Origin of the sequence: Paenibacillus sp. BC26 (assembly GCF_900116125.1) — a bacterium.
In the GTDB taxonomy this organism is placed as follows: domain Bacteria; phylum Bacillota; class Bacilli; order Paenibacillales; family Paenibacillaceae; genus Paenibacillus_Z; species Paenibacillus_Z lignilyticus.
Map to the genome: position 1 here is coordinate 110,008 of NZ_FPAD01000005.1, position 20,197 is coordinate 130,204.

Here is a 20,197-nt window from a genome sequence, read left to right on the forward strand (position 1 = left end):
TGATTTGGATGAAAAAGACAAAGCTTCCCGGCGGCAATATCAGCCTCAAAACGAAGAAGACAGAGGACCCGCTTGTTATGGCTTGGCTGAATGCGCAGTCGAATCTGATGGATTCCTTTCGTTATTTGGTGGAGAAGGAAATCACGCTGAATGGGGTTCGGAATTTACAGGCCTATATTCCTATGGAGAGGACGAACTTGCAGGACTCTCCGGATGCATTGGGAGCGGCATATCGTCAGATTACGACAGACAGGCAGCAGCTGGCGGCGACAATCGAGGAGGAAGAAGAAGAGGAAGCAGCGGAAGAAGAAGCGGAAGAAATCGATGATGGCGATATTGAGGCGTGGAGCTAATACGGAGTGACGCGAAGTATTACCCGGTGTTACCTGGCGTTACACGGTAACATGAAGTAATACCGCGTAATACTCGGTGTTACCAAGCACCATAAGGTGTGACGAATAAAGCCCCTTCCATCATCCGAGGAAGGGGCTTTGCATTGTCACGAGCGAGGGTTACTTCTTCTCCGGAACGGCACAAATCCCATCGATACAACTGTCGCCGTCTACGTCCGAGCTCTCGAGAGGCTGCCGGTCGCCCCATGCTTGCTGCAGGGCTTTCAGGAACATGGTCTCCTGCTGGGCGCCGGACAAGGTCTGCTTCCGGTCGATGATATAGTACGGAACGCCGCGTATGCCGAGCGAGCGCCCATCGGCTTCTTCAGCGCGGACGCGGTCGGAGAACTGCTCTCCGGCCAGCAGGGATAGCGTTTCGTTGCGATCGAGTCCGACCGCCACCGCTATATCGGCGAGCGTCTCGTGATCGCTCACATTTTTATTTTCAGTGAAATAAGCGCGGAATAACAGTTCGGATACCTCGGCACCTTTGCCGGCTTTCTCGGCGAAATGTCTCAGACGATGCGCATCGAATGTATTCGTCAGCGCCAAGCCGGCGAAACGAAAGTCCAGCCCGTCTGCAGCTGCTTGCTGAGCAAGATTTTGATTCATCTTGATTGCTTCTTGCCGGCTCATGCCGTATTTGCCGGATAACATGTCATACACGTCATGAGGCACATGCTTCGGCGAATGAGGGTCTAATTCGAAGCTGCGGTAAATTACCTGAACCTGATCGCGATGTTCAAACGCGGCCAGCGCTTTCTCGAAGCGGCGCTTGCCGATATAACAGAACGGACACGCAAAGTCCGACCAAATCTCTACTTGCATCTCAAATGCCTCCAATCGGAATTCAAATTTAGGGAATGAGTTATTCGGCTTCGCCCACCAGCGTGATGCGCTCATTCACATGCTTCGGCTGTTCGATTTCATCGAGTACGGCGATGGCGTAGTCGGCGTAGCTGATATAGCTCTGACCCTGACTATTCAAGATAACATGATCTTTCCCTACTGTATAAGACCCTGTTCGTTTGCCATCGGGATTGAAGAAGGCAGCGGGGCTAATATACGTCCATGTAATCGAGGTCGTGTTTCTCAATTCATCAAGCTGTTTCCCCGCATTGGAAGCGGTCGGATACACGAAAGCCGGGAAGCCCGGGGTATCCATGAGCTTGGTTGTATTCGTTTCGTCAACGAAGAGGCTTCCGGCACCGCCCACGACGATCAATTTGGTGCTTGGCGTTTCTTCGAGGGCTTGAACCAAAGCTCTGCCGGCATCGATGTATAGATGTTCCTCGCCATCGGGCGCTTTATACGTATTCACTACGACGTCGAAGGATGCCAGATCCGATCCGGTGAGAGCGAAAATGTCTTTCTCAAGCACGTGGATGGCGGTATCGGTGATTCTTGCAGCGTTTCTTACGATGGCCGTTACTTCATGGCCGCGATCGGAAGCTTCTTTCGCAATAAGACTTCCGGCTTTGCCTGTAGCGCCGATAATGGCGATTTTCATGGATAATTCCTCCCGGTTCTATCTTGCAGTAGTTGTGTTTTGCTGTATAGTCCAATAGTATAGGGATAATTGGATTTTCGGTAGTAGGCACATTTTTATAACATAGTCACAAAAATAAGACCATAAGAATTGAGGAGGATTTACGATGGCTCGGACCCAATTCGAAGGAAGCATCCCCGAGGAACAAATCGAGGTTTGCCCGGTTACGGAAACGCAGAACGTCATTGCAGGGAAGTGGAAAATCATCATTTTGTGGCATCTGAGAGAGACAAGACGGTTCGGGGAGCTGCAGCGATTAGTACCCGGCATTTCCAAAGGCATTCTGACCAGCCAGCTGAGGGAGCTGGAGAAGGATCAAATGATTCACAGAAAAGTGTATCAGGAGGTTCCTCCCAAAGTGGAATATTCGCTGACGGAAGCGGGGGAAAGCTTCATTCCCATTCTGGAGAGCATGGGCGAGTGGGGCAAGAAGTACACCAAAAGCAAGAAAGGCGGAGAGAGCATATGAGCAAAGAGCTGATTGCTGCTGCTGAACGAGGCGATGTGGAGAAGGTAGCCCGCTTTCTGAACGAAGGGGCGAACATCAATGAGCAGGACGCCAGGGGCAGAACAGCGATCATGGCCGCCACGCATGCGAACAAGCCGGATGTGGTCCGTTTGTTAATCGAAGCCGGAGCCGATATCAATGTGCAAGACAATATGCGCGATAATCCTTTCCTCTATGCGGGTGCCGAAGGGCGGCTCGATATTCTCAAGCTCCTTATTGAAGCCGGCGCGGATATGAAGCTAACCAATCGATATGGCGGCAATGCACTCATTCCTGCTTCGGAGAAAGGCCATGTGGAGAATGTAAGAGTACTGCTTACGACGACGGATGTGAACGTCAACCACATCAACAATCTCGGCTGGACGGCGCTGCTGGAAGTGGTCGTTCTCACAAACGGCGGGCCGAAGTACCAACAGATCGCGAGACTGCTTCTCGATCACGGAGCCGACGTAAATATCGCCGATCGAGACGGCGTTACGCCGCTCCAGCATGCCAAGCGTGATCGCCGGTTCAAGGAAATTGAACAGATGCTGCTGCAAGCGGGAGCGCGTTAGTAGCGGTGTACCTCTAAGACCAAGGGTCTTGGAGGTTTTTCTTTTGCGGCAAAGTAATCCGAAATTCAGCTCGCCCATGTGCGCGGTGTGATATGATAATGGGCAGGTGTGACCGAAGACAGGAAGAAGTAATCCCACAGTGAAATCAAGGTGATCCATAAAGATGAATCGAAAAACGATTGGCATGTTTGCTCATGTGGATGCAGGCAAAACCACACTGGCCGAGCAGCTGCTGTACCATACGCATAGCATTCGGGAGCGCGGCAGAGTTGATCATAAGGATGCCTATCTCGACAGTCACGAGATCGAACGGGCAAGAGGCATCACGGTATTCGCCGACCAAGCCGTTATGGCTTATAGAGGGACTGCCTATTACCTAATCGATACGCCGGGGCATGTCGATTTCTCGCCGGAGATGGAGCGGGCGGTCCAGGTGATGGATGCCGCAATCCTTGTCATCAGTGCGGTTGAAGGCATTCAGGGGCATACCGAAACGGTGTGGCAGCTGCTTCATAAGCACAGGATACCGACGTTCTTGTTTATTAACAAAACGGATCGGGTCGGTGCCGATGTTGCCCGCGTGCTCGAGGAGATTCGCATGCATCTGACCGCAGATGCTTGTATGATCACGGGGCATTTCGCGGCAGACGGCCAAGTCGGAGAGGCATTGCTGGAAAGTATGGCGGAGCGGGATGAAACGTTATTGGACATGTTCCTGGCGGGTGAGGAAGACAATGCATTCTGGCTGCGAACGCTGCAGCATCAGATTCGCGAACATAAGCTCTTCCCGTGCGCAAGCGGATCGGCGTTGCAGGATATAGGCGTGATCGAATTTCTGGATCAGCTGCATGAGCTGACAACGGTAGATTATGATGAGCTGGCCCCATTCGGAGGGCGCGTCTATAAAATCCGCCATGACCAAAACGGCGTACGCCTAACCTATATCAAGGCTTTGAGCGGCACGCTGAAGGTGCGCGATGAACTGTGTTATGGGAGCGGGGACGATCAGATTTGCGAGAAAGTGACGCGGCTCCTCCTCGTTAACGGGAACAAGTCGCAAGCAATCGATCAGGTTTCGGCAGGCGATCTGTTTGCCGTGACCGGACTTTCAAGCGCTGAGGCGGGCCAGGGCTTAGGCGTGTATTCGGATAAGCTGGTTTACGATATGGTACCGACGCTGACGGCGAAGGTGATTTTTGCAGCTGAGCTGAATGTGAAGGATGTGCTCAAAGCTTTCCAAGTGCTGAATGCCGAGGATCCGTCCTTGAATGTCATCTGGGAGGAAAGCTTGCAGGAGATCCATATTCACGTGATGGGCCTCATCCAGCTGGAGGTGCTGGAGCAGCTTGTCAGAGAACGATTCCGGTTCGCCGTCACCTTCGGCAGCCCGGAAATTCTGTATAAAGAAACGATAACGACGACCGTGAACGGATACGGCCACTTCGAGCCGCTCAAGCATTATGCCGAGGTGCATCTGCGCCTGGAGCCGGGGGAGCGGGGCAGCGGATTGACGTTTAGGAATGAATGTCATGCGAATGATCTAAGCATCGGCAATCAGAATCTCGTCAAAACGCATCTCTATGAGCGAGACCATCATGGACTGTTAACAGGCATGCCGCTCACCGACATTGTGGTGACGCTGCTGACGGGCGCCGGCCATAATGAACATACGCACGGCGGCGATTTTCGCGAGGCTGCGTTCCGCGCGCTCAGACAAGGCTTGGAGAAAGCGGAGAATATCCTGCTTGAGCCCTATTACGAGTATAAGATCAAAGTGGAAATCGACGATATGGGCCGCGTGTTATCGGATATTCAGCGGGCCTCCGGCGTGTTCGAGCCGCCTGTAACGACCCCTACGCACGCGGTCATTACGGGTAAAGTTCCTGTCGCTACCTTCATGGATTACAGCACGGAACTGGCTTCTTTTACACATGGCAGAGGGATTGCGCGCTTCGTCTTCGGGGGTTATGATCGTTGTCATAACGAACAAGCGGTGATCGAGCGGAAGGGTTACCGGAAGGATGCGGATCCGCTGTACAGCTCGTCGTCGATTTTTTGCGCGAAGGGACATGGGTATACGGTCGCTTGGGATGAGGCAGAAGCAAAGATGCATTTATTATAAGCGGCAAGGTTGTTTCAACTTGCTTTAGGGGAGGGACCTCAACGTGGCAAAAGCATTAACCAAAGGAATTCCGGTAGGCGCTACCGTATTTCCGATCATATTCGCAATCAGCATCGTTCATTTACTTAATGATACGATGCAATCCACCGTAACGGCGCTGTTTCCGATCTTGCGCGATTCGCTGCAATTAAGCTATAAACAGATCGGGTTTATTGCCTTCGCGATGAACATTACGGCAGCGGTGATCCAGCCGATGGTCGGCATGTATGCGGACAAACGCCCGCGGCCTTATATATTGCCGATCGGGGTGTGCTTTACGCTGATCGGCGTTGTTGCGCTCGCGCTGGCTCCCGAGTACGCCTATATCGTGATTGCGGTCATGATGATCGGTATCGGGTCGGCGATCTTTCATCCCGAATCCTCGCGCGTAGCCTATTTGGCTGCAGGGGGCCAAAGAGGGCTGGCGCAGTCGATCTTCCAAGTGGGCGGGAATATCGGCGGCGCGCTTGGGCCGATCATGAGCGCTGCGATCTTCGTGCCGCTCGGACAAATCAGCGTCCTGTGGTTCTCCATTGCGGCAATCGCAGCCATTCTGATTCAGAGCTATGTCGCGCGCTGGTATCGGGATCATGGACTGCAGCTGCGTCCTAACGTAGTCCAGAAGAAGGCGGCTTCGAGCGTGAAGCATGAATCTGCTGCTTCTGCTGCCGTCGCGCGAATCGGATTATCCAGCAAACAAATTACATGGGCCATCGTTATTCTGGTGTTTCTGGTGGTATCGAAGCATATTTATATGTCCAGCTTGAGCAGCTATTATAGTTTCTATCTCATGGATACGTTCGGGGTTTCCGTGCAGCATGCGCAGTTGTTTCTGTTTGCGTTCCTGGCGGCAGCCGCGGCAGGAACCTTCTTCGGCGGACCGCTCGCGGATCGCTACGGGCGGAAAAATATCATTTGGTTCTCGATTCTCGGTACGGCGCCGTTCTCGCTGCTGCTGCCGTATTGCGATCTGTTTTGGACATGCGTGATGTGTATCTGTGCAGGGTTCGTGCTGTCTTCGGCATTCTCGATCATTGTCGTATTCGCGCAGGAGCTAATGCCAGGCAAGGTCGGTCTCGTATCGGGGCTGTTCTTCGGGCTCGCATTTGGTATCGGCGGTTTGGGCTCGGCCGTTCTTGGCTGGATCGCCGATGCGACCAGTATTGAATATATGATGAAGCTGTGCGCGTACTTGCCGCTGCTCGGCATCCTCGCGATATTCCTGCCGAAGGATGACAAGCTGCACGCCTAGTCGGTATCATAATTACAGTGAAGAGGGCGCCCGTCGTGGCGTCCTTTTGGTTATTTTCGTCAGGTATAGCTACATATTCCGTACCCGGATGGGCATTGTAATGGGAGCAAATTGCGTACTATACGGGAAAAATCCGACATTTGTTGGTACTCCTCCTTCGTAAGCCTTATGATGAGACAAGGTAAATTGAAGCTATACATTCGTCCATAATCATTCTAGAGTGGTGACACAGAAAGCAGGTTTACACGGTATGGCAGAAAATCAACGACAGCAGTTTCGTTTCAGCGAAGCTCCGATTTGGGAGTTGCAGCGCAACTATTATGAAGAAGAAGGCATGAAGGCTTGGAATAATGACCAAGTCCCGCAATATATATCGAGTAATCCGATGATGGCTACCTCCTACGCGGAGATGATTTTCGGATTTCTGCAAGACCGGGCCGGTATGGGGGATTTAAGCGAGCCGGTTACGATTATGGAACTGGGTGCAGGCGCAGGGCGACTTGCATTTCACACCTTGCATCGATTGTGCGAGCTGCGCGATTACGCGGGTATCGAGCTGCCGCCTTTCCGGTACGTGATGACCGACCTGGCCTCTAAGAACGTATTGGCGTGGCAGCAGCATCCCGCCTTGCAGCCGTTCATTCGGGAGGGACTGCTGGACTTTGCAAGGTTTGATGCGGTACAGGATACTGAGGTGCATCTGGCAGTAGCGCAAACTACGATACGTCCGGGCGATTTGAAGCAGCCGCTGCTGATCGTCGCGAATTATTTCTTCGATGTGATTCCGCAAGAGTTGATCTATGTCCATGACGGCAAGGTTTATGAGTGCGACATCAGCGTCGAATTTCCGGATAATCTCAAGGAGCTTACGACTTCAGAGAAATTGAAGCAAATGAAGCTGAATTACGTGAATCGCCCGGCACCTGAATACACAGAGAAAACCTATCCGTATCACGACCTGATCGACATGTATGTGACGGAGCTGGATGATTCTTATATCCTGTTTCCGGTTGCCGGATTGACCTGCTTGGATCGGCTTCATCGGCTGTCACAGGCAGGGTTTCTGCTGATCACGGCGGATAAAGGCGATCACCGGCTGGAGCATTGGGACCTTGCGGACCCGCCGGAGTTCTTCCATCACGGCAGCTTCTCGTTAACGGCCAACTATCATGCGATTCAGCATGTGCTGGAGCAGCGAGGCGGACTGTCGCTCTTTACGAAGGAGCATCATTATCACGCGATTAATGTCGGCTGTATCCTCATGCTGGAATCGCCTATGCGGTATGCCAACACGCGGCTTGCTTTTCGACGCTTTGTCGACCGGTTTGGGCCGGACGAGTTCTTCAGTTTGAAGGAGTGGGTCGACCAGCATTCCGGCACGATGGGGCTGCAGCAAATCCTGGCCTTTTGGCGGCTTGGCGGGTACGACGCGGAGTTCTTTATCCAGAGCACGAAACGCATCTCGGCTCTGCTGCCTGAAGCGGGCGAAGAGGAATTAATGGATATTCAAAATGGCATTCACATCATGTGGTCATCCTTCTATGTGATGGAGCAGCGTTACGATTTGGCACTCGATGCCGGGCTGCTGCTGTTTGAGATGGAATTCTACGATGACGCGAAGGAATTCCTGAGCTTATCGATTGAAACCGACGAAGACGAGTCTGTGCCGACCGTCTTATTCTGTCTGGCGATATGCAGCTACGAGCAGGGGGACAAGGAAGCGGCAATGGTTTACTTGCGCGATGCGCTCGTCCTGGAGCCGGAGCATGAGGATGCCTTGGCGCTGCTGCATGCGCTGACCGCAGAAGAATAGGGCGGCTGCTTCAGGATAGGCTTTGCAATTACTGCAGCAATGGATAGACAAAAGCATTGTTCTTCTATAGTATGAATAGCAATTGAATAGCGCGATCAAGGTGCACGCTTAGTCGATAAGCGCTGCTTAATAGGGAAGTCCGGTGCAAATCCGGCGCGGTCCCGCCACTGTAAATGAAGAGCTGATCTAGAAGACGCCACTGGCCCATAAGCCGGGAAGGCATAGAGAAGCGTTGACGCATAGCCAGGAGACCTGCCTTGATTGGATTTTCACGGACTCTACGGATGATGGAGGCGGTGCTTTTTTTGTTGTCTATTCGTGTAATTGACGACGCCGGCTGCCCTTGATTCGATAAGAATCAGGGGTTTTTCTTGTTTTTCTGAACAACGAAGGAGACATAGGTGCATGAAACCAAACGGAACAAGATTTATTGCGGCGGCGATTGTCGTCGTTGTCCTCATTATTGCTTTCTATAGCAGCAGTCCTTCGACGACGAAGAAGAGTGAACGGACGACCGTACAAACGGCGACGGAAATGACGAATCCGGCGGGAGAAGAGTCGGCTTCGACTTCGCCAACACCTGCCGCTGAATCCGAGTCGGAGTCAACGGCCGATCCTTCAACCGAGCAGTCGGAGCCGGGCTCTACAGAGGATAAATCACCGGCACTAACTGATGAGGCTGCCGAACAAGCACAGGAGCCGGCAAGTCCTGATGATGGAGTGATCGCCTCTCCTAAGCCTGATCAGTCGGTGAAGCCTAAGCCGGACTCAGGTTCAAACTCAAACTCAAACTCAAATTCAAACTCAGACTCAGGCTCAAACTCAGGCTCAAACTCAAACACATCAGCACAAACCAAGCCTTCCACGCCGCCGAAGGGAGCAACGAAGCCTCCTTCAACGGACGCGAAGCCTCCAGCCAAGCCGGATGCCGGAAAGGATCCCTATCAGACCGAACCCGTTCCGGAAGGAAAGCCGACTCCCGTCGAACCGCAGAAGGCAGAAATCTCCAATAAGGTCATGACAGCGTATCTCTCCGTGAGCTGTGCCACAATCCTTGATCGTATGGATCAATTGGATGCCGAGAAGGTCGAGCTCGTCCCTAAGGATGGCGTCATTTTCAAGTCGCAGAAAGTGACCTTCTATGAAGGCGAGTCCGTGTTTAACGTGCTGCAGCGTGAAATGAAGAAGAACAAGATTCCGATGGAATTTGAGAATATGCCTATGTACAACTCCGCGTATATCGAGGGAATCAATAATTTGTACGAATTCGACTGCGGGGAGTTATCCGGGTGGATGTATAAGGTGAACGGCTGGTTTCCGAACTACGGCGCAAGCCGGTATCAACTGAAACAAGGCGATGTAATCGAGTGGGTATACACCTGCGATTTGGGCCGAGATGTAGGGGACACTTATGCTTCTACCGACGGCGGAAAATCATGAAAGACGCCTTCTCCGGCTATCACCCCTTCGTCAACTTCCTGTATTTCGTCCTAGTGATCCTGTTCGCTATGGTGTTCATGCATCCGGTCTGCTTAGCGATATCGATGATCTTCGCAATCGCCTATTCGATTAACCTGAGCGGTCGGAAAGCGATCGGCTTTCAGCTCTTCTATATGCTGCCTATGCTTTTGCTAACAGCCATCATTAATCCCGCATTCAATCATGAGGGAGTTACGATCCTAACGTATTTGCACAGCGGCAATCCCTTGACGCTGGAATCCATTGCCTACGGCATCGCAGCGGCTGCGATGTTTGTAACGGTTATTAGCTGGTTCACGTGTTACAACGCAGTCATGACCTCGGATAAGTTCATTTACCTCTTCGGTACCGTCATCCCGGTCCTCTCCCTCTTTTTCTCGATGGTGCTGCGTTTTGTTCCGAAGTTTAAGGCGCAGCTTGCCGTAGTATCCTATGCGCAGAAATGCATCGGCAGGGATCTGTCGAGTGGCGGCGTCTTCGTTAGAATCAAGCACGGCATTCGAATTCTATCGATCATGGTGACCTGGATGCTGGAGAACGCCATCGAAACGGCGGACTCCATGAAGAGCAGAGGCTACGGATTAAAGGGGAGAACGGCCTTCTCCCTCTTTAAGTTCGGCCGCCGTGACCGCATCGCGACGATCAGTATGGCGATAATCGGTATATATCTCATCGCAGGCGCAATGGCTAAGGGGCTGTTCTTCAGGTATTTTCCTTCCATGCGCGGCGTTGATCTATCGGTATTCAGCTTCAGCTTGTTTCTGGCCTACGCCGTATTATGCGCAGCGCCGCTGATGATTAATAGTTGGGAGGACAGGAAATGGAAGCTTTCGCAATCCGACATTTGACGTTCACTTACCCCGGCTCGGAGAAGAAAGCGTTAGACGATATTTCTTTATCCATTCGCGAAGGGGAGTTTATGCTGATCTGCGGACAATCCGGCTGCGGCAAATCAACGCTGCTCCGCCATTTGAAAACCGATCTTACCCCTCATGGCGCCCGAAGCGGAGAAGTTCGATTTCAAGGGACGCCTCTCCCTCTTTTAGACAGGCGGCAGCAAGTCGCTCAGATCGGCTACGTCCTGCAATCCCCCGACAATCAGATTGTTACGGACAAGGTATGGCATGAGCTGGCTTTCGGACTGGAAAGCTTGGGCTTCAGCACCTCTGAGATCCGGCGTCGCGTCGCGGAAATGGCCAGCTTCTTCGGTATCCAGGACTGGTTTCACAAGAAGGTAAACGAGCTCTCCGGCGGGCAGAAACAGCTGCTCAATCTGGCCTCCATTATGGCCATGCAGCCTCAGGCCCTCATTTTGGATGAGCCCACAAGCCAGCTCGATCCCATTGCTGCCGCGGAATTTCTGGCCACCATCGCCAAAATCAACCGCGAGCTTGGTGTCACCATCATCCTATCGGAGCATCGGCTTGAAGACGTGCTTCCGCTCTCAGATACGGTCGTCGTTATGGACCGTGCCTCTATCCTCGCAACGGGTGCGCCAACAGAGGTCGGCTTAAGGCTTCGTGAATTGGGCCATTCTATGTTCCATGCCATGCCTGCTCCTGTGCGAATATGTGCAAAAATCGACAATAACTTACCTTGTCCGACCACGGTCCGCGAAGGTCGACAGTTTCTGAGAGAACTTGCGAAAACAAGGAAATACAAGAGGGATATTGCAGAGTTCGTTATGGCGAACAGGCAACGGGAGCCTATTGTCGAGGTAGATGAGGCTTGGTTTAAATATGACAAAAACGATTCCGACATTATTAAGGGATTGCAAGCAAAAGTATACCCGGGAGAACTCTATGCCATCGTAGGCGGTAACGGTACCGGCAAAACGACGACACTATCTCTAATCGCCGGGCTGCGCAAACCCTACCGTGGACGTGTGCTGATTCAAGGACGGCCGATCGACGAGATTCCAGGCGGCGAGAAATATCAGGGGCTGCTGGGTGTGTTACCTCAAAACCCGCAGGCGCTGTTCGTTCGCCAAACCGTTGAGGCAGACCTTAAGGAAGTGCTATCCGGACGAGGATTCCATAAAGAAGCGGTCCAAGAGAGCGTTAATTACATGGCGGATTTATGCGGTTTGCAAGACTTGCTGCATCGACATCCTTATGATCTATCCGGAGGTGAACAGCAGAAAGCTGCTCTTGCCAAGGTGCTGCTCCTTGAGCCGGCTATCCTTCTGTTGGATGAACCGACCAAGGGGCTCGATGCCCAGTATAAACTGCAATTAGCAGCTATCTTGCTCCATCTAAAGCAGCAGGGAACGGCGATTGTAATGGTCAGCCACGATATCGAGTTCTGTGCAAACTTCGCCGACCGTTGTGCCATGTTCTTCGACGGGGGGATCGTATCGGAAGGAAGCCCGCGGGATTTCTTCGCAGGCAACAGCTTCTATACGACAGCAGCGAACCGGATGGCGCGGGACTTAATTCCGAAGGCCATTACAACGAATGATGTTATAAGCGCTTTTCACGGCGAACCGGAAATAAACGACTATCCGATCAAGCCGAAGATGAAGAAACCCGTGTCGTTAACCAAAGCGGACCGTGCAAAGCCCAAGCCGCCGCCAGTAAGCAAAACCACTCCAATGGCACACGAACAAATGCCCATTGAACATCGGAATCTCTCCAAACGAACACTCGCCGCCGCACTTCTCGTATTGCTGTTCATTCCGTTGACGATTTGGTGCGGCATCTATTATTTGAATGATCGGAAGTACTATTTTATTTCCATGCTGGTGATTCTGGAAACGATGCTTCCGTTCATGATGATCTATGAGGGAAGGAAGCCGCAGGCTAGAGAGATCGTGACCTTATCCGTGCTGTGTACCATTGGCGTCGTGGGCAGAATGGCGTTCTTCATGGTGCCCCAATTCAAGCCGGTTGTCGCCATTGTGATTATATCGGGGATCGCATTCGGGGCAGAGGCCGGGTTTCTGGTAGGTGCGATTACGGGGTTTGTATCCAATTACTTTTTCGGCCAAGGGCCTTGGACGCCTTGGCAGATGTTTGCCTTTGGCATCATCGGTTTTCTTGCGGGCCTGCTCTTCAAGAAAGGCATTCTACGCAGAAATCGGCTCGTTTTATGCATGTTTGGCGGCCTGGCGACCTTTATTATCTATGGTTGTATTATGAATTTCTCTTCGGTATGGATGACGCAAACGAATCCTACAATCGCCATGTTAGTCATAGCTTGCATACAGGGAATTCCGTTCGATTTAATACATGCGGGGGCAACGGTGCTGTTCTTATTCGTGCTATCGCGGCCTTTGCTTGAGAAATTAGACCGGATCAAAGAGAAGTACGGGATGGTGTCGGCCGTATCCGACCACGACACAATAGGAAGCGCACAATAACGAAAAGCCTGGGATACCAAGATCCCAGGCTTCTTCTCCACAACGAGCACGCTAATCGCTTACTTCTTGCCTTTCGCTTTCAACCATTCGTCCAGTTGTTTCTGCTTCTCTTCGATTACTTTCGCGGAGCCGGCCTTCTTCATGGCATCAACCAGCTTAGGCATATATTCGTTTGGATCAACTGCGCCTGTAGTGACTGCGGCTTCGTACTCTTTGTAAACAGCATCCATGTTGGCCAACTCCGTCTTGACCGGCTCTTGGTTGAATTGGAAGCCCCAAATTTCCGGTACCATAGCCGAGTTGTTAAGCTCGATTGTTTTCGGCCATGTATCGTCCGATTGGCCTTCCAACAAGTAACCGATTGTAACGTTACCCATTGCCCATGCTACGTTCGGAGCATAGCCACCGTCTGTCTTCACCTTGATATGAGTGGCATCGAGTTTATCATAATGTTTGCCTTCAACGCCGAAGGCTAGGAGATTAAACAACGCCGGATCCGTATTCGCCAGATTGAGGAACATCATCGCTCTCTCCGGGTTTTTTGAAGTATTGCTGATTGCAGTCATAGTCGGCTGAACGCCGGAGAAACGTGGTTCATAGAGCGGGATGAAGACGACATCTTTGCCGCCCAGGTTTTGTTTCATCTCGATTTCTCCGCCCGGTTTGAGCGTCCACTCGTAGAAAGAAACGATTTTCCCTGCTTTCTGATAATCAGCGAACGTAGCTGTGGCTACGTCTTTATTGACATAACCTTTCTTAAACCAATCATGCAGCAATTGATGAAAAGCTAAATATTCCGGTGCTTCCAGCACATATTCGAGTTTGTAATTCGGGTCGCCGGTTCTGTACTCAACTCCGGCAAGTCCGTCAAAGCCATGCATATAAGGAACAAATGAGTTAGATCTGGAACCGAAAGCAATTTTGTCCGGTTCACCGGCTTTGACCTTCTCCAGGAATGGCTCCAAATCTTTATACGTCTTGATTGTGCTAATATCCAAGCCGTACTTGTCGACCATTTCCTTCTGAATAACGAAGCCGCCGCCTTGTGCAATAATTTGATAGTTAGGAATGGCGTATAATTTGCCTTGCGAGTTTCTTGCCCCTTCAATTGCGGCTTTCGGCAGGCTGTTGATGAAATCGGGTGCGTAAGTGGTAACTAGCGACTCTAGGTCCTTGAACGCACCTTTGAGGGAATTATTCTCATAGTTGAATGACCAGTTTGACGTCCACATCATGTCGAACGTTTCACCTGCAGAGACGATTGTGTTCATTTTCTGATCATAGTCACCGAAAGTAATCGGCAGTAGTTTCACGGTCGCATTGATTTTCGGCTTGATGTACTCATTTATGGCAGCTTCAACCGAGGCAAGATCCGGCTGCAATTCAGGTTGAGGAATATAATAGGTCAATTCTACAGGCGGCAGTTCTTCTTTCTCAGGCTCTGCTGGCTCATTGGCAGTCTCTGTTTTCGATGTAGTGGACTCTGTGTTCGTGGTCGTTGCCGGCTCATTCGTTGACGTGTTAGTTTCATTGTTCTTATTGTTACCGCCGCAAGCGCTTACAAGCAAAACGATTAACATGCTTGCCAATAGCAATTTCAGAAAGGCTGTCTTTTTCATAGTAAGCTTACCCTCCTAAGTAATGTTTTCGCACTTTGAATTGACCCTGCCCCAGCACCTTCAAACCAAGTGATTCTTGTACCCCCTCTCGTGGACTCAACTTACGATGAATCGATCACTACCGTTATCCTTTCAAGGAACCCACCGTTAAGCCTTTGACAAAATATTTTTGAAAAAACGGGAAGATGAACATCATCGGACCCGCTGCCAGCACCGTCATTGCCATCCTTGCGGATAAGTTAGGAAATTTGCTGGTATCAATATGCAGACCACTCATAAACTGCGAGCTAGTGGTCAAGAAATTGATCGTACTCATCATTCGCGTAAGCAGCAGCTGAATCGGAACGAGCTTCTCGCTGTTAATGTAGAGCATCGCCGGAAACCAGGAATTCCAGTAGTTAAACGAGATGAACAGGCCCAGTGTAGCAAGCGCGGGCTTGGAAAGCGGCAAGATCATCTGGAAATAAATCCGCCATTCGCTGGCTCCATCCACCTTCGAAGATTCGATAAGCTCCTTGGGGATCTCACCGATAAAGCCTTTCATGATCAGAATGTAGAAGGGGGAAAGCATCCCTGGGAGAATAAGCGCCCACATCGTATCCTTAAGATGCAGGTATTGTGTCATTAAGATATAGGAAGGAACAAGTCCTCCGCTGAACAGCATGGTGAAGAAAATATAGAACGTCATCGGCTTTACGTAACGGTAGTCTTTACGGGACACGACGTAAGCCGTCATGGATGTGAGAGCTAAACTAGCCAACGTACCGATAACCGTCGTCATAATGGTGACCCAGTAAGCTTGGATCAAGATCATAGGCGATCTAAAAATATAATGGTAAGCGTCCGTGCTGAATTGGTGAGGAATCAAATGATAGCCTTGGGTAATAATCGACTCTTCACTCGTTAACGAGATGGCGATAACGAGCAAAAAAGGTACAACCATCGACAGCGTGACGAGAACAAACAAGAGATTGATCCCAATTTCGACGTAGGATACTTTAGGCCCTGTTCTGATCATGATCCACCTACCACAATGAATTTTCCGGATTTATTTTTTTGACCCATAAATTAGCGCTTAGAACGAGGATCAGTCCAACTACGGACTGGAACAAGCCGACTGCTGTAGCCATGCCGACATCTCCGATTTTGGTCAGCGCCCGGTAAACGTAAGTATCAATGATGTCCGTCGTCGGGTAGGTCATGCCGGCCAAGCCGCCATTTGGCACAAAATAATGCAAGCCGAAGTCTCCGGAGATGAGCCCGCCGATCGCCAAGATGAGCAAAATCATAATTAACGGCATGATCATCGGGATGGTGACTTTGCGGGCGATTTGAAACCGTGTGGCCCCATCGATTTTGGCTGCTTCGTAATATTCGGGATTGATGGCAATAATACCGGCGTAATAGACCAGCGCGCTGAAGCCGATACGTTTCCACAGCGCAACGATGTTCAATATGTACGGCCAAGGGCCAGCTTCCATATACCAATCATGTGTCTGCAAGCCCACCATTTCGAGCAGTTTGTTCAGTATGCCGTTGTTGATATCGAGCAGGGTGAACACGATATAATACACCACGACCCAAGACAGAAAGTGAGGAAGGAACAACGCGGTTTGGTAGATCTTCACCGCTTTACGGGATATTTCATTCAGTAATACCGCGAAGAGAAGCGCGAACACCGTTGTAAAGAAGATGTAGCCGATCTCATACAGCACCGTATTACGCGTAATGCGAATGGCATACTCAGATACGAAAAAAAACTCGAAATTCTTAAAGCCGATCCATTCGCTGCCGAACATCCCTTTGTCGTAGTGGAAATTTTTAAATGCCATGATAATGCCGATCATAGGTAAATAAGCAAAAATGAGAATGTACACGACTCCGGGGATGCCAAGCGTAAACAATTCGTGATTTTTTTTGAAGTGGCGCCATTCGTTCGCGATTCGTTTCCACAATCCGTTATCCAAATTGCTTTACCCCTTTCCTGCGTAATTGGTTCTTGGTTGTTGCCCTCATTATTGCTGTTTTGACCCTATCGTATCTAGTGCACAATCAAGGTATTATTGGCGTTTTGAACTGTGTTTTTTGTGTTTTACTACTACAATTCGTGAATGACACGATAAAAAGCCAACCAAAGAGGTTGGCCTTTAAACATAAAGCTATCGCCCAATCGATTTTTTCAACCGATACTCGCCGGGTGTACAACCGATCTTCTTCTTAAACAGCTTAAAGAAGTAGCTTTGATTTGCGAATCCGGCTTGATCCATAATTTCATAGACACTGTGATTTTTGTGTTCCAGGAGTTCTCTGGCGACACCCAGCCGGACCTCGCTTATATAGTCTGCAACGGAAATGAGCTCGTTCTTGCGGAATAATCGGCCTACGTAGTCCGCGGACAATTTCATCATACCGGCTATCGATTGGAGGCTGAGGTTAATGTCGCCGTAGTTTTGTTTGACAATCTCCTTGATCGTCTCAACGAGGATGTCGTTGCGATCCACCAAGCCGCTGCGTTTCTGCTGCGTAATGTCATGCAGCGACTGCCATAGCTGCCGATGAATATCTTCAAGCGTATCCATCTCCAGCATACTTAAGCTAACTTTATTGATATCGATGTCAATGGGCTGTACGCGGTTTTGATTGATTTCCTTCAGTGTTTGCCTAATAATCACCGGTATCTGCGTAATGCCCGTCATAATTTGATCATAGTTGCATGCGGCAATATGGCGTATGAGCTTGTCCAGCGTATCTTCAAGAAGCATGGCATCGTCCGATTTGATTCCTTCGACGAGTCTTTTTTCCAGCTCCGGAAGCAGAGGTTCACTCATATTTCGCATGTTTTCCTCAACTGATTCGAGGGTAAGCAGTGCGTTTCTTCCATAAATGAGCTTGTACATCATGATCTGTTGGGCTTGATGGTACTGCTTGAATATATCCGAGAAATGAAAGATGCTTTCGCTTATGGCGGCACTGATCGTTATTTTGTAGTAGCGCTGTACGGTTTCCTGAACCAGCAACACTTTTTCCTTCAACAGCTCGATTGTATCCTCGAGATCATGCTCCGCACTGACCAAGAATGCCAGATGATCGGATCTTAATTCGGCTCCGACACAGCAATAGCGATTTCCGATGAGTTCCTCTGCAATGTTCAAGATTGCAAAATGAAACAGCTTCATTTGGCTGGGCTGCAGCAGTTGACTAATTTTTCGGAGGTTATCTATTGCGATAACGACCACGATATAAGAACCGTTTTCCTGAATGTTCATTTGGTTTGATCGGATGATGCCGATGAATTGTTCGTGACTGAGCGCCATGCTGCCCGTAAGCAATTGACGGATATGATAGGAATCGATAATGTCGCGGTTATCTCTTTGCATTTTTCTCATATCATGCAGATTATCTACGACGGTGGAATATACTTCGGATAAGTAAGCAAGCTCATCTTTGGCCGCTTGATCTCCGATGCCAAACTGATTGTTTTGGATTTGACTCATGAGCCTGTCGATTGGCCTGTACAGCCTTCGGGATACGAACACAGCGGCAATAATCGACAGCACTAAGAATAAGACCGTCAAGCCAATGGTTGTTTTGCGGATTTGATCGATGTTATGAATGACGGCGTCGTAAGGCTGCGCGCTTACGATATACCAATTGGGTATAACCAGCTTGGAGTAGGAGATAATTTGTTTTTGGTCCCCAACTCGCTGGATCATGTACCCGTTTGATTTGTTTTCACGGACGGAACCGGAGAACAAATCTTGGAATCCGGCCCTATTCAGATCGGACCTCTCATTCGTATATAGTATCTGGCCTTCGCTGTTCACCAGCATGATGGAGCCTTCCTTCTTCAGCCCCAGTCCATTGATCAGCTTGATATTGTTAAATAGCCATTCCGGCTTAATATTCAACACCAGTGCGCCTTCATCCGGCTTGTACTTTCCGAGCGAGTCGTACATGACATAAGAGAATACATCGATTCCCGTGCTCTTCTCCTTCAGTTTCATTGGAATGAACTTCATTTTCTGTACAGCATCGCTGTTACGGAGGAATTGGAGCATATGCTGCGTGGATTCGCTGCTTTGGCTTTTGAGTGCTGAGTTCCCTCCTGCGAAAATCTGGTCGCTGTAGCCGTTATAAATGATAATGGAATCCAGGAAAGAAGTAGAGTTAACGATTGTTTCCATTCTACGGAGTTTATGGGTCAAATCGAAAACAAAAACTTCTTGGTTGGACATCAGAGGCTTGAGCTGAACATCCCAAAACAGGGCGGACACCATGTTTTTGGCGATTTCTTCCATGGAGTTAATATTGTAGTTGATTTGTGCCAAGGTTGCTTCGTTGTACTCTTTTTGCATCTCGACGACGGAATTTCTGGAGGTATAAAACAGTGTGGCAGAGGAACCAATAAGGAAAATAACGGTTAAAACGGATATAGATAGTAGAATGCGGAGTAAGTACTTCTTCGATTGATAGATTTTCAAAAGCCGCATGGTGGTCATACCTTTCCGTCGTATTAGTTCGAATACGGTCAGGAAACGATGGCTAGTAGTGAGCTTTATGTGTATTTATTAATTTACCATATCTGTAGAGGTTTAGGATAGATGAGGCTGCAGGGGAATTGCTTAACGGAATCATGTACTGTTATTGCAATACTAGGGTATCCGCCGTGACGTTTCTCGACGATAGGTAGTAATCTATCCCGAGTGATGTTAAGGAGATGATGGTGTGCCTAGAAAAGGCGGAAGCAGCATTTCGATTAAAAGCAAATGGACGAAGACAAAGTGGTTGCTGGCAGACCGTACATTAAGACGATTCGTTCCCGAAACGAAGCGCTTTACCCGCTCATCACTGCATGCGATGATTGGGCGTTATAAGACGGTTTATTTCAAACCGACAACCGGGACGGGCGGCAGCGGCATTGCACGTATTGCGCGGTTATCTGCTCGGAAATATCAGGTGAAAAAAGATACGCGAACGACCTCAATTTCTTCTATAAGCTCACTTTATCGCCAGTTAACCGGAATCGCTCGCGGCAGGAGCTACCTTCTCCAGAAAGGCATTTACTTAAAAGCTGCTCGAGGCAGACCATTCGATCTGCGGATGATGGTGCAGAAGGACGGCAGCAAATGGGTGCCAACCGTCATGTTCGTCAAGCTTGGCAAGAAGAACAAAATCGTCACGAACTACCATCAAGGCGGCAAGCTTGCTAAGGTTGAGCCGACATTGCGTCGTTCGGGGTACAGCAGTGCTCAGGTTACTCAATATAAGCAGAGGCTGAAGACGCTCGGCATGCAAACCGCGCGCTGCTTCGATCGTCACAGTACACGGTTCAAGGAGCTCGGTCTTGACGTGGCTCTTGATCGCAAGGGGCGGTTATGGATTCTGGAGGTCAACACGAGGCCGGGCTTTAGTGCATTAAAATCGCTTGCCGACAAGCGGTTTTACCGAACGGTTATCCGTTATGGCAGGAAGTATGGAAGAACCAAATGAGCGATATCGAGCAGGCCAT

General features: G+C 50.0%; 16 protein-coding genes and 1 riboswitch. Of the genes, 10 read left to right on the forward strand and 6 right to left on the reverse strand.

The annotated features are described in order from the left end of the window. The first annotated feature begins 8 nt into the window (after positions 1 to 8). Positions 9 to 353 (forward strand): hypothetical protein, encoded by a 345-nt coding sequence (locus tag BM412_RS26660; RefSeq protein ID WP_091224747.1) that lies wholly within the window; start codon positions 9 to 11, stop codon positions 351 to 353. A gap of 159 nt (positions 354 to 512) precedes the next feature. Here the strand turns inward: BM412_RS26660 and BM412_RS26665 are convergent, their stop codons facing one another. Together BM412_RS26665 and BM412_RS26670 are read right to left on the reverse strand one after the other, a co-directional pair. After that, the gene (locus BM412_RS26665; RefSeq protein WP_091224748.1) at positions 513 to 1,220 is read right to left on the reverse strand and encodes a DsbA family oxidoreductase; all 708 of its coding nucleotides are present in this window, start codon (positions 1,218 to 1,220) and stop codon (positions 513 to 515) included. A gap of 40 nt (positions 1,221 to 1,260) precedes the next feature. Beyond that, complete coding sequence (locus BM412_RS26670) at positions 1,261 to 1,902, reverse strand: NAD(P)-dependent oxidoreductase (protein ID WP_091224749.1); 642 nt, start codon at positions 1,900 to 1,902, stop codon at positions 1,261 to 1,263. Positions 1,903 to 2,047: 145 nt separating this feature from the next. Between BM412_RS26670 and BM412_RS26675 the strand changes: the two genes are divergently transcribed. From BM412_RS26675 to BM412_RS32685, 8 genes are all read left to right on the forward strand, one after another. After that, positions 2,048 to 2,410: a winged helix-turn-helix transcriptional regulator gene (locus BM412_RS26675; RefSeq protein ID WP_091224750.1), complete on the forward strand. Its 363-nt coding sequence runs from the start codon at positions 2,048 to 2,050 to the stop codon at positions 2,408 to 2,410. After that, positions 2,407 to 3,003, forward strand: a complete 597-nt coding sequence (locus BM412_RS26680; protein WP_091224751.1) for an ankyrin repeat domain-containing protein — start codon at positions 2,407 to 2,409, stop codon at positions 3,001 to 3,003. The genes BM412_RS26675 and BM412_RS26680 overlap by 4 nt, the downstream gene beginning before the upstream one ends. Before the next feature lie 163 nt (positions 3,004 to 3,166). Then, positions 3,167 to 5,125, forward strand: coding sequence for a GTP-binding protein (locus BM412_RS26685; protein WP_091224752.1), 1,959 nt, complete (start codon positions 3,167 to 3,169; stop codon positions 5,123 to 5,125). 43 nt (positions 5,126 to 5,168) lie between these two features. Beyond that, on the forward strand, positions 5,169 to 6,416 hold the full coding sequence (locus BM412_RS26690) for an MFS transporter (protein WP_256256608.1): 1,248 nt from the start codon (positions 5,169 to 5,171) through the stop codon (positions 6,414 to 6,416). Between the two features lie 250 nt (positions 6,417 to 6,666). Further along, positions 6,667 to 8,229, forward strand: coding sequence for an SAM-dependent methyltransferase (locus tag BM412_RS26695; RefSeq protein WP_091224753.1), 1,563 nt, complete (start codon positions 6,667 to 6,669; stop codon positions 8,227 to 8,229). Between the two features lie 81 nt (positions 8,230 to 8,310). Then, a riboswitch (cobalamin riboswitch) is annotated at positions 8,311 to 8,504 on the forward strand. A 130-nt stretch (positions 8,505 to 8,634) separates the two neighbouring features. Beyond that, positions 8,635 to 9,669 (forward strand): DUF4430 domain-containing protein, encoded by a 1,035-nt coding sequence (locus tag BM412_RS26700; RefSeq protein ID WP_177246107.1) that lies wholly within the window; start codon positions 8,635 to 8,637, stop codon positions 9,667 to 9,669. Further along, positions 9,666 to 10,556, forward strand: a complete 891-nt coding sequence (locus tag BM412_RS26705; RefSeq protein WP_091224754.1) for an energy-coupling factor transporter transmembrane component T — start codon at positions 9,666 to 9,668, stop codon at positions 10,554 to 10,556. Before BM412_RS26700 ends, BM412_RS26705 begins: the two co-directional genes overlap by 4 nt. Next, positions 10,529 to 13,069 (forward strand): ATP-binding cassette domain-containing protein, encoded by a 2,541-nt coding sequence (locus BM412_RS32685; RefSeq protein ID WP_091224755.1) that lies wholly within the window; start codon positions 10,529 to 10,531, stop codon positions 13,067 to 13,069. The genes BM412_RS26705 and BM412_RS32685 overlap by 28 nt, the downstream gene beginning before the upstream one ends. A 59-nt stretch (positions 13,070 to 13,128) precedes the next feature. Here the strand turns inward: BM412_RS32685 and BM412_RS26715 are convergent, their stop codons facing one another. From BM412_RS26715 to BM412_RS26730, 4 genes are all read right to left on the reverse strand, one after another. Then, the gene (locus tag BM412_RS26715) at positions 13,129 to 14,688 is read right to left on the reverse strand and encodes an ABC transporter substrate-binding protein (RefSeq protein ID WP_091224756.1); all 1,560 of its coding nucleotides are present in this window, start codon (positions 14,686 to 14,688) and stop codon (positions 13,129 to 13,131) included. Positions 14,689 to 14,812: 124 nt separating this feature from the next. Beyond that, on the reverse strand, positions 14,813 to 15,706 hold the full coding sequence (locus tag BM412_RS26720) for a carbohydrate ABC transporter permease (RefSeq protein ID WP_091224757.1): 894 nt from the start codon (positions 15,704 to 15,706) through the stop codon (positions 14,813 to 14,815). Positions 15,707 to 15,713: 7 nt separating this feature from the next. Further along, on the reverse strand, positions 15,714 to 16,655 hold the full coding sequence (locus BM412_RS26725) for an ABC transporter permease (RefSeq protein WP_256256609.1): 942 nt from the start codon (positions 16,653 to 16,655) through the stop codon (positions 15,714 to 15,716). Between the two features lie 192 nt (positions 16,656 to 16,847). Continuing rightward, entirely contained in the window at positions 16,848 to 19,169 is a 2,322-nt protein-coding gene (locus BM412_RS26730; RefSeq protein ID WP_177246108.1) for an AraC family transcriptional regulator, read from the reverse strand. Between the two features lie 244 nt (positions 19,170 to 19,413). On the opposite strand from BM412_RS26730, the gene BM412_RS26735 reads away from it, so the two are divergent. Then, positions 19,414 to 20,178 carry a YheC/YheD family protein gene (locus BM412_RS26735; RefSeq protein ID WP_091224759.1) on the forward strand — a complete coding sequence of 255 codons (765 nt, stop codon included), beginning with the start codon at positions 19,414 to 19,416 and terminating at the stop codon, positions 20,176 to 20,178. The last annotated feature ends 19 nt before the right edge of the window (positions 20,179 to 20,197 follow it).

What these genes read in the sequence shown, in the direction of transcription:
- BM412_RS26660 (WP_091224747.1), top strand. Translation starts at nt 9, where the DNA reads ATGAAAAAGACAAAGCTTCCCGGCGGCAATATCAGCCTCAAAACGAAG.
- BM412_RS26665 (WP_091224748.1), bottom strand. Translation starts at nt 1,220, where the DNA reads ATGCAAGTAGAGATTTGGTCGGACTTTGCGTGTCCGTTCTGTTATATC.
- BM412_RS26670 (WP_091224749.1), bottom strand. Translation starts at nt 1,902, where the DNA reads ATGAAAATCGCCATTATCGGCGCTACAGGCAAAGCCGGAAGTCTTATT.
- BM412_RS26675 (WP_091224750.1), top strand. Translation starts at nt 2,048, where the DNA reads ATGGCTCGGACCCAATTCGAAGGAAGCATCCCCGAGGAACAAATCGAG.
- BM412_RS26680 (WP_091224751.1), top strand. Translation starts at nt 2,407, where the DNA reads ATGAGCAAAGAGCTGATTGCTGCTGCTGAACGAGGCGATGTGGAGAAG.
- BM412_RS26685 (WP_091224752.1), top strand. Translation starts at nt 3,167, where the DNA reads ATGAATCGAAAAACGATTGGCATGTTTGCTCATGTGGATGCAGGCAAA.
- BM412_RS26695 (WP_091224753.1), top strand. Translation starts at nt 6,667, where the DNA reads ATGGCAGAAAATCAACGACAGCAGTTTCGTTTCAGCGAAGCTCCGATT.
- BM412_RS26700 (WP_177246107.1), top strand. Translation starts at nt 8,635, where the DNA reads ATGAAACCAAACGGAACAAGATTTATTGCGGCGGCGATTGTCGTCGTT.
- BM412_RS26705 (WP_091224754.1), top strand. Translation starts at nt 9,666, where the DNA reads ATGAAAGACGCCTTCTCCGGCTATCACCCCTTCGTCAACTTCCTGTAT.
- BM412_RS32685 (WP_091224755.1), top strand. Translation starts at nt 10,529, where the DNA reads ATGGAAGCTTTCGCAATCCGACATTTGACGTTCACTTACCCCGGCTCG.
- BM412_RS26715 (WP_091224756.1), bottom strand. Translation starts at nt 14,688, where the DNA reads ATGAAAAAGACAGCCTTTCTGAAATTGCTATTGGCAAGCATGTTAATC.
- BM412_RS26720 (WP_091224757.1), bottom strand. Translation starts at nt 15,706, where the DNA reads ATGATCAGAACAGGGCCTAAAGTATCCTACGTCGAAATTGGGATCAAT.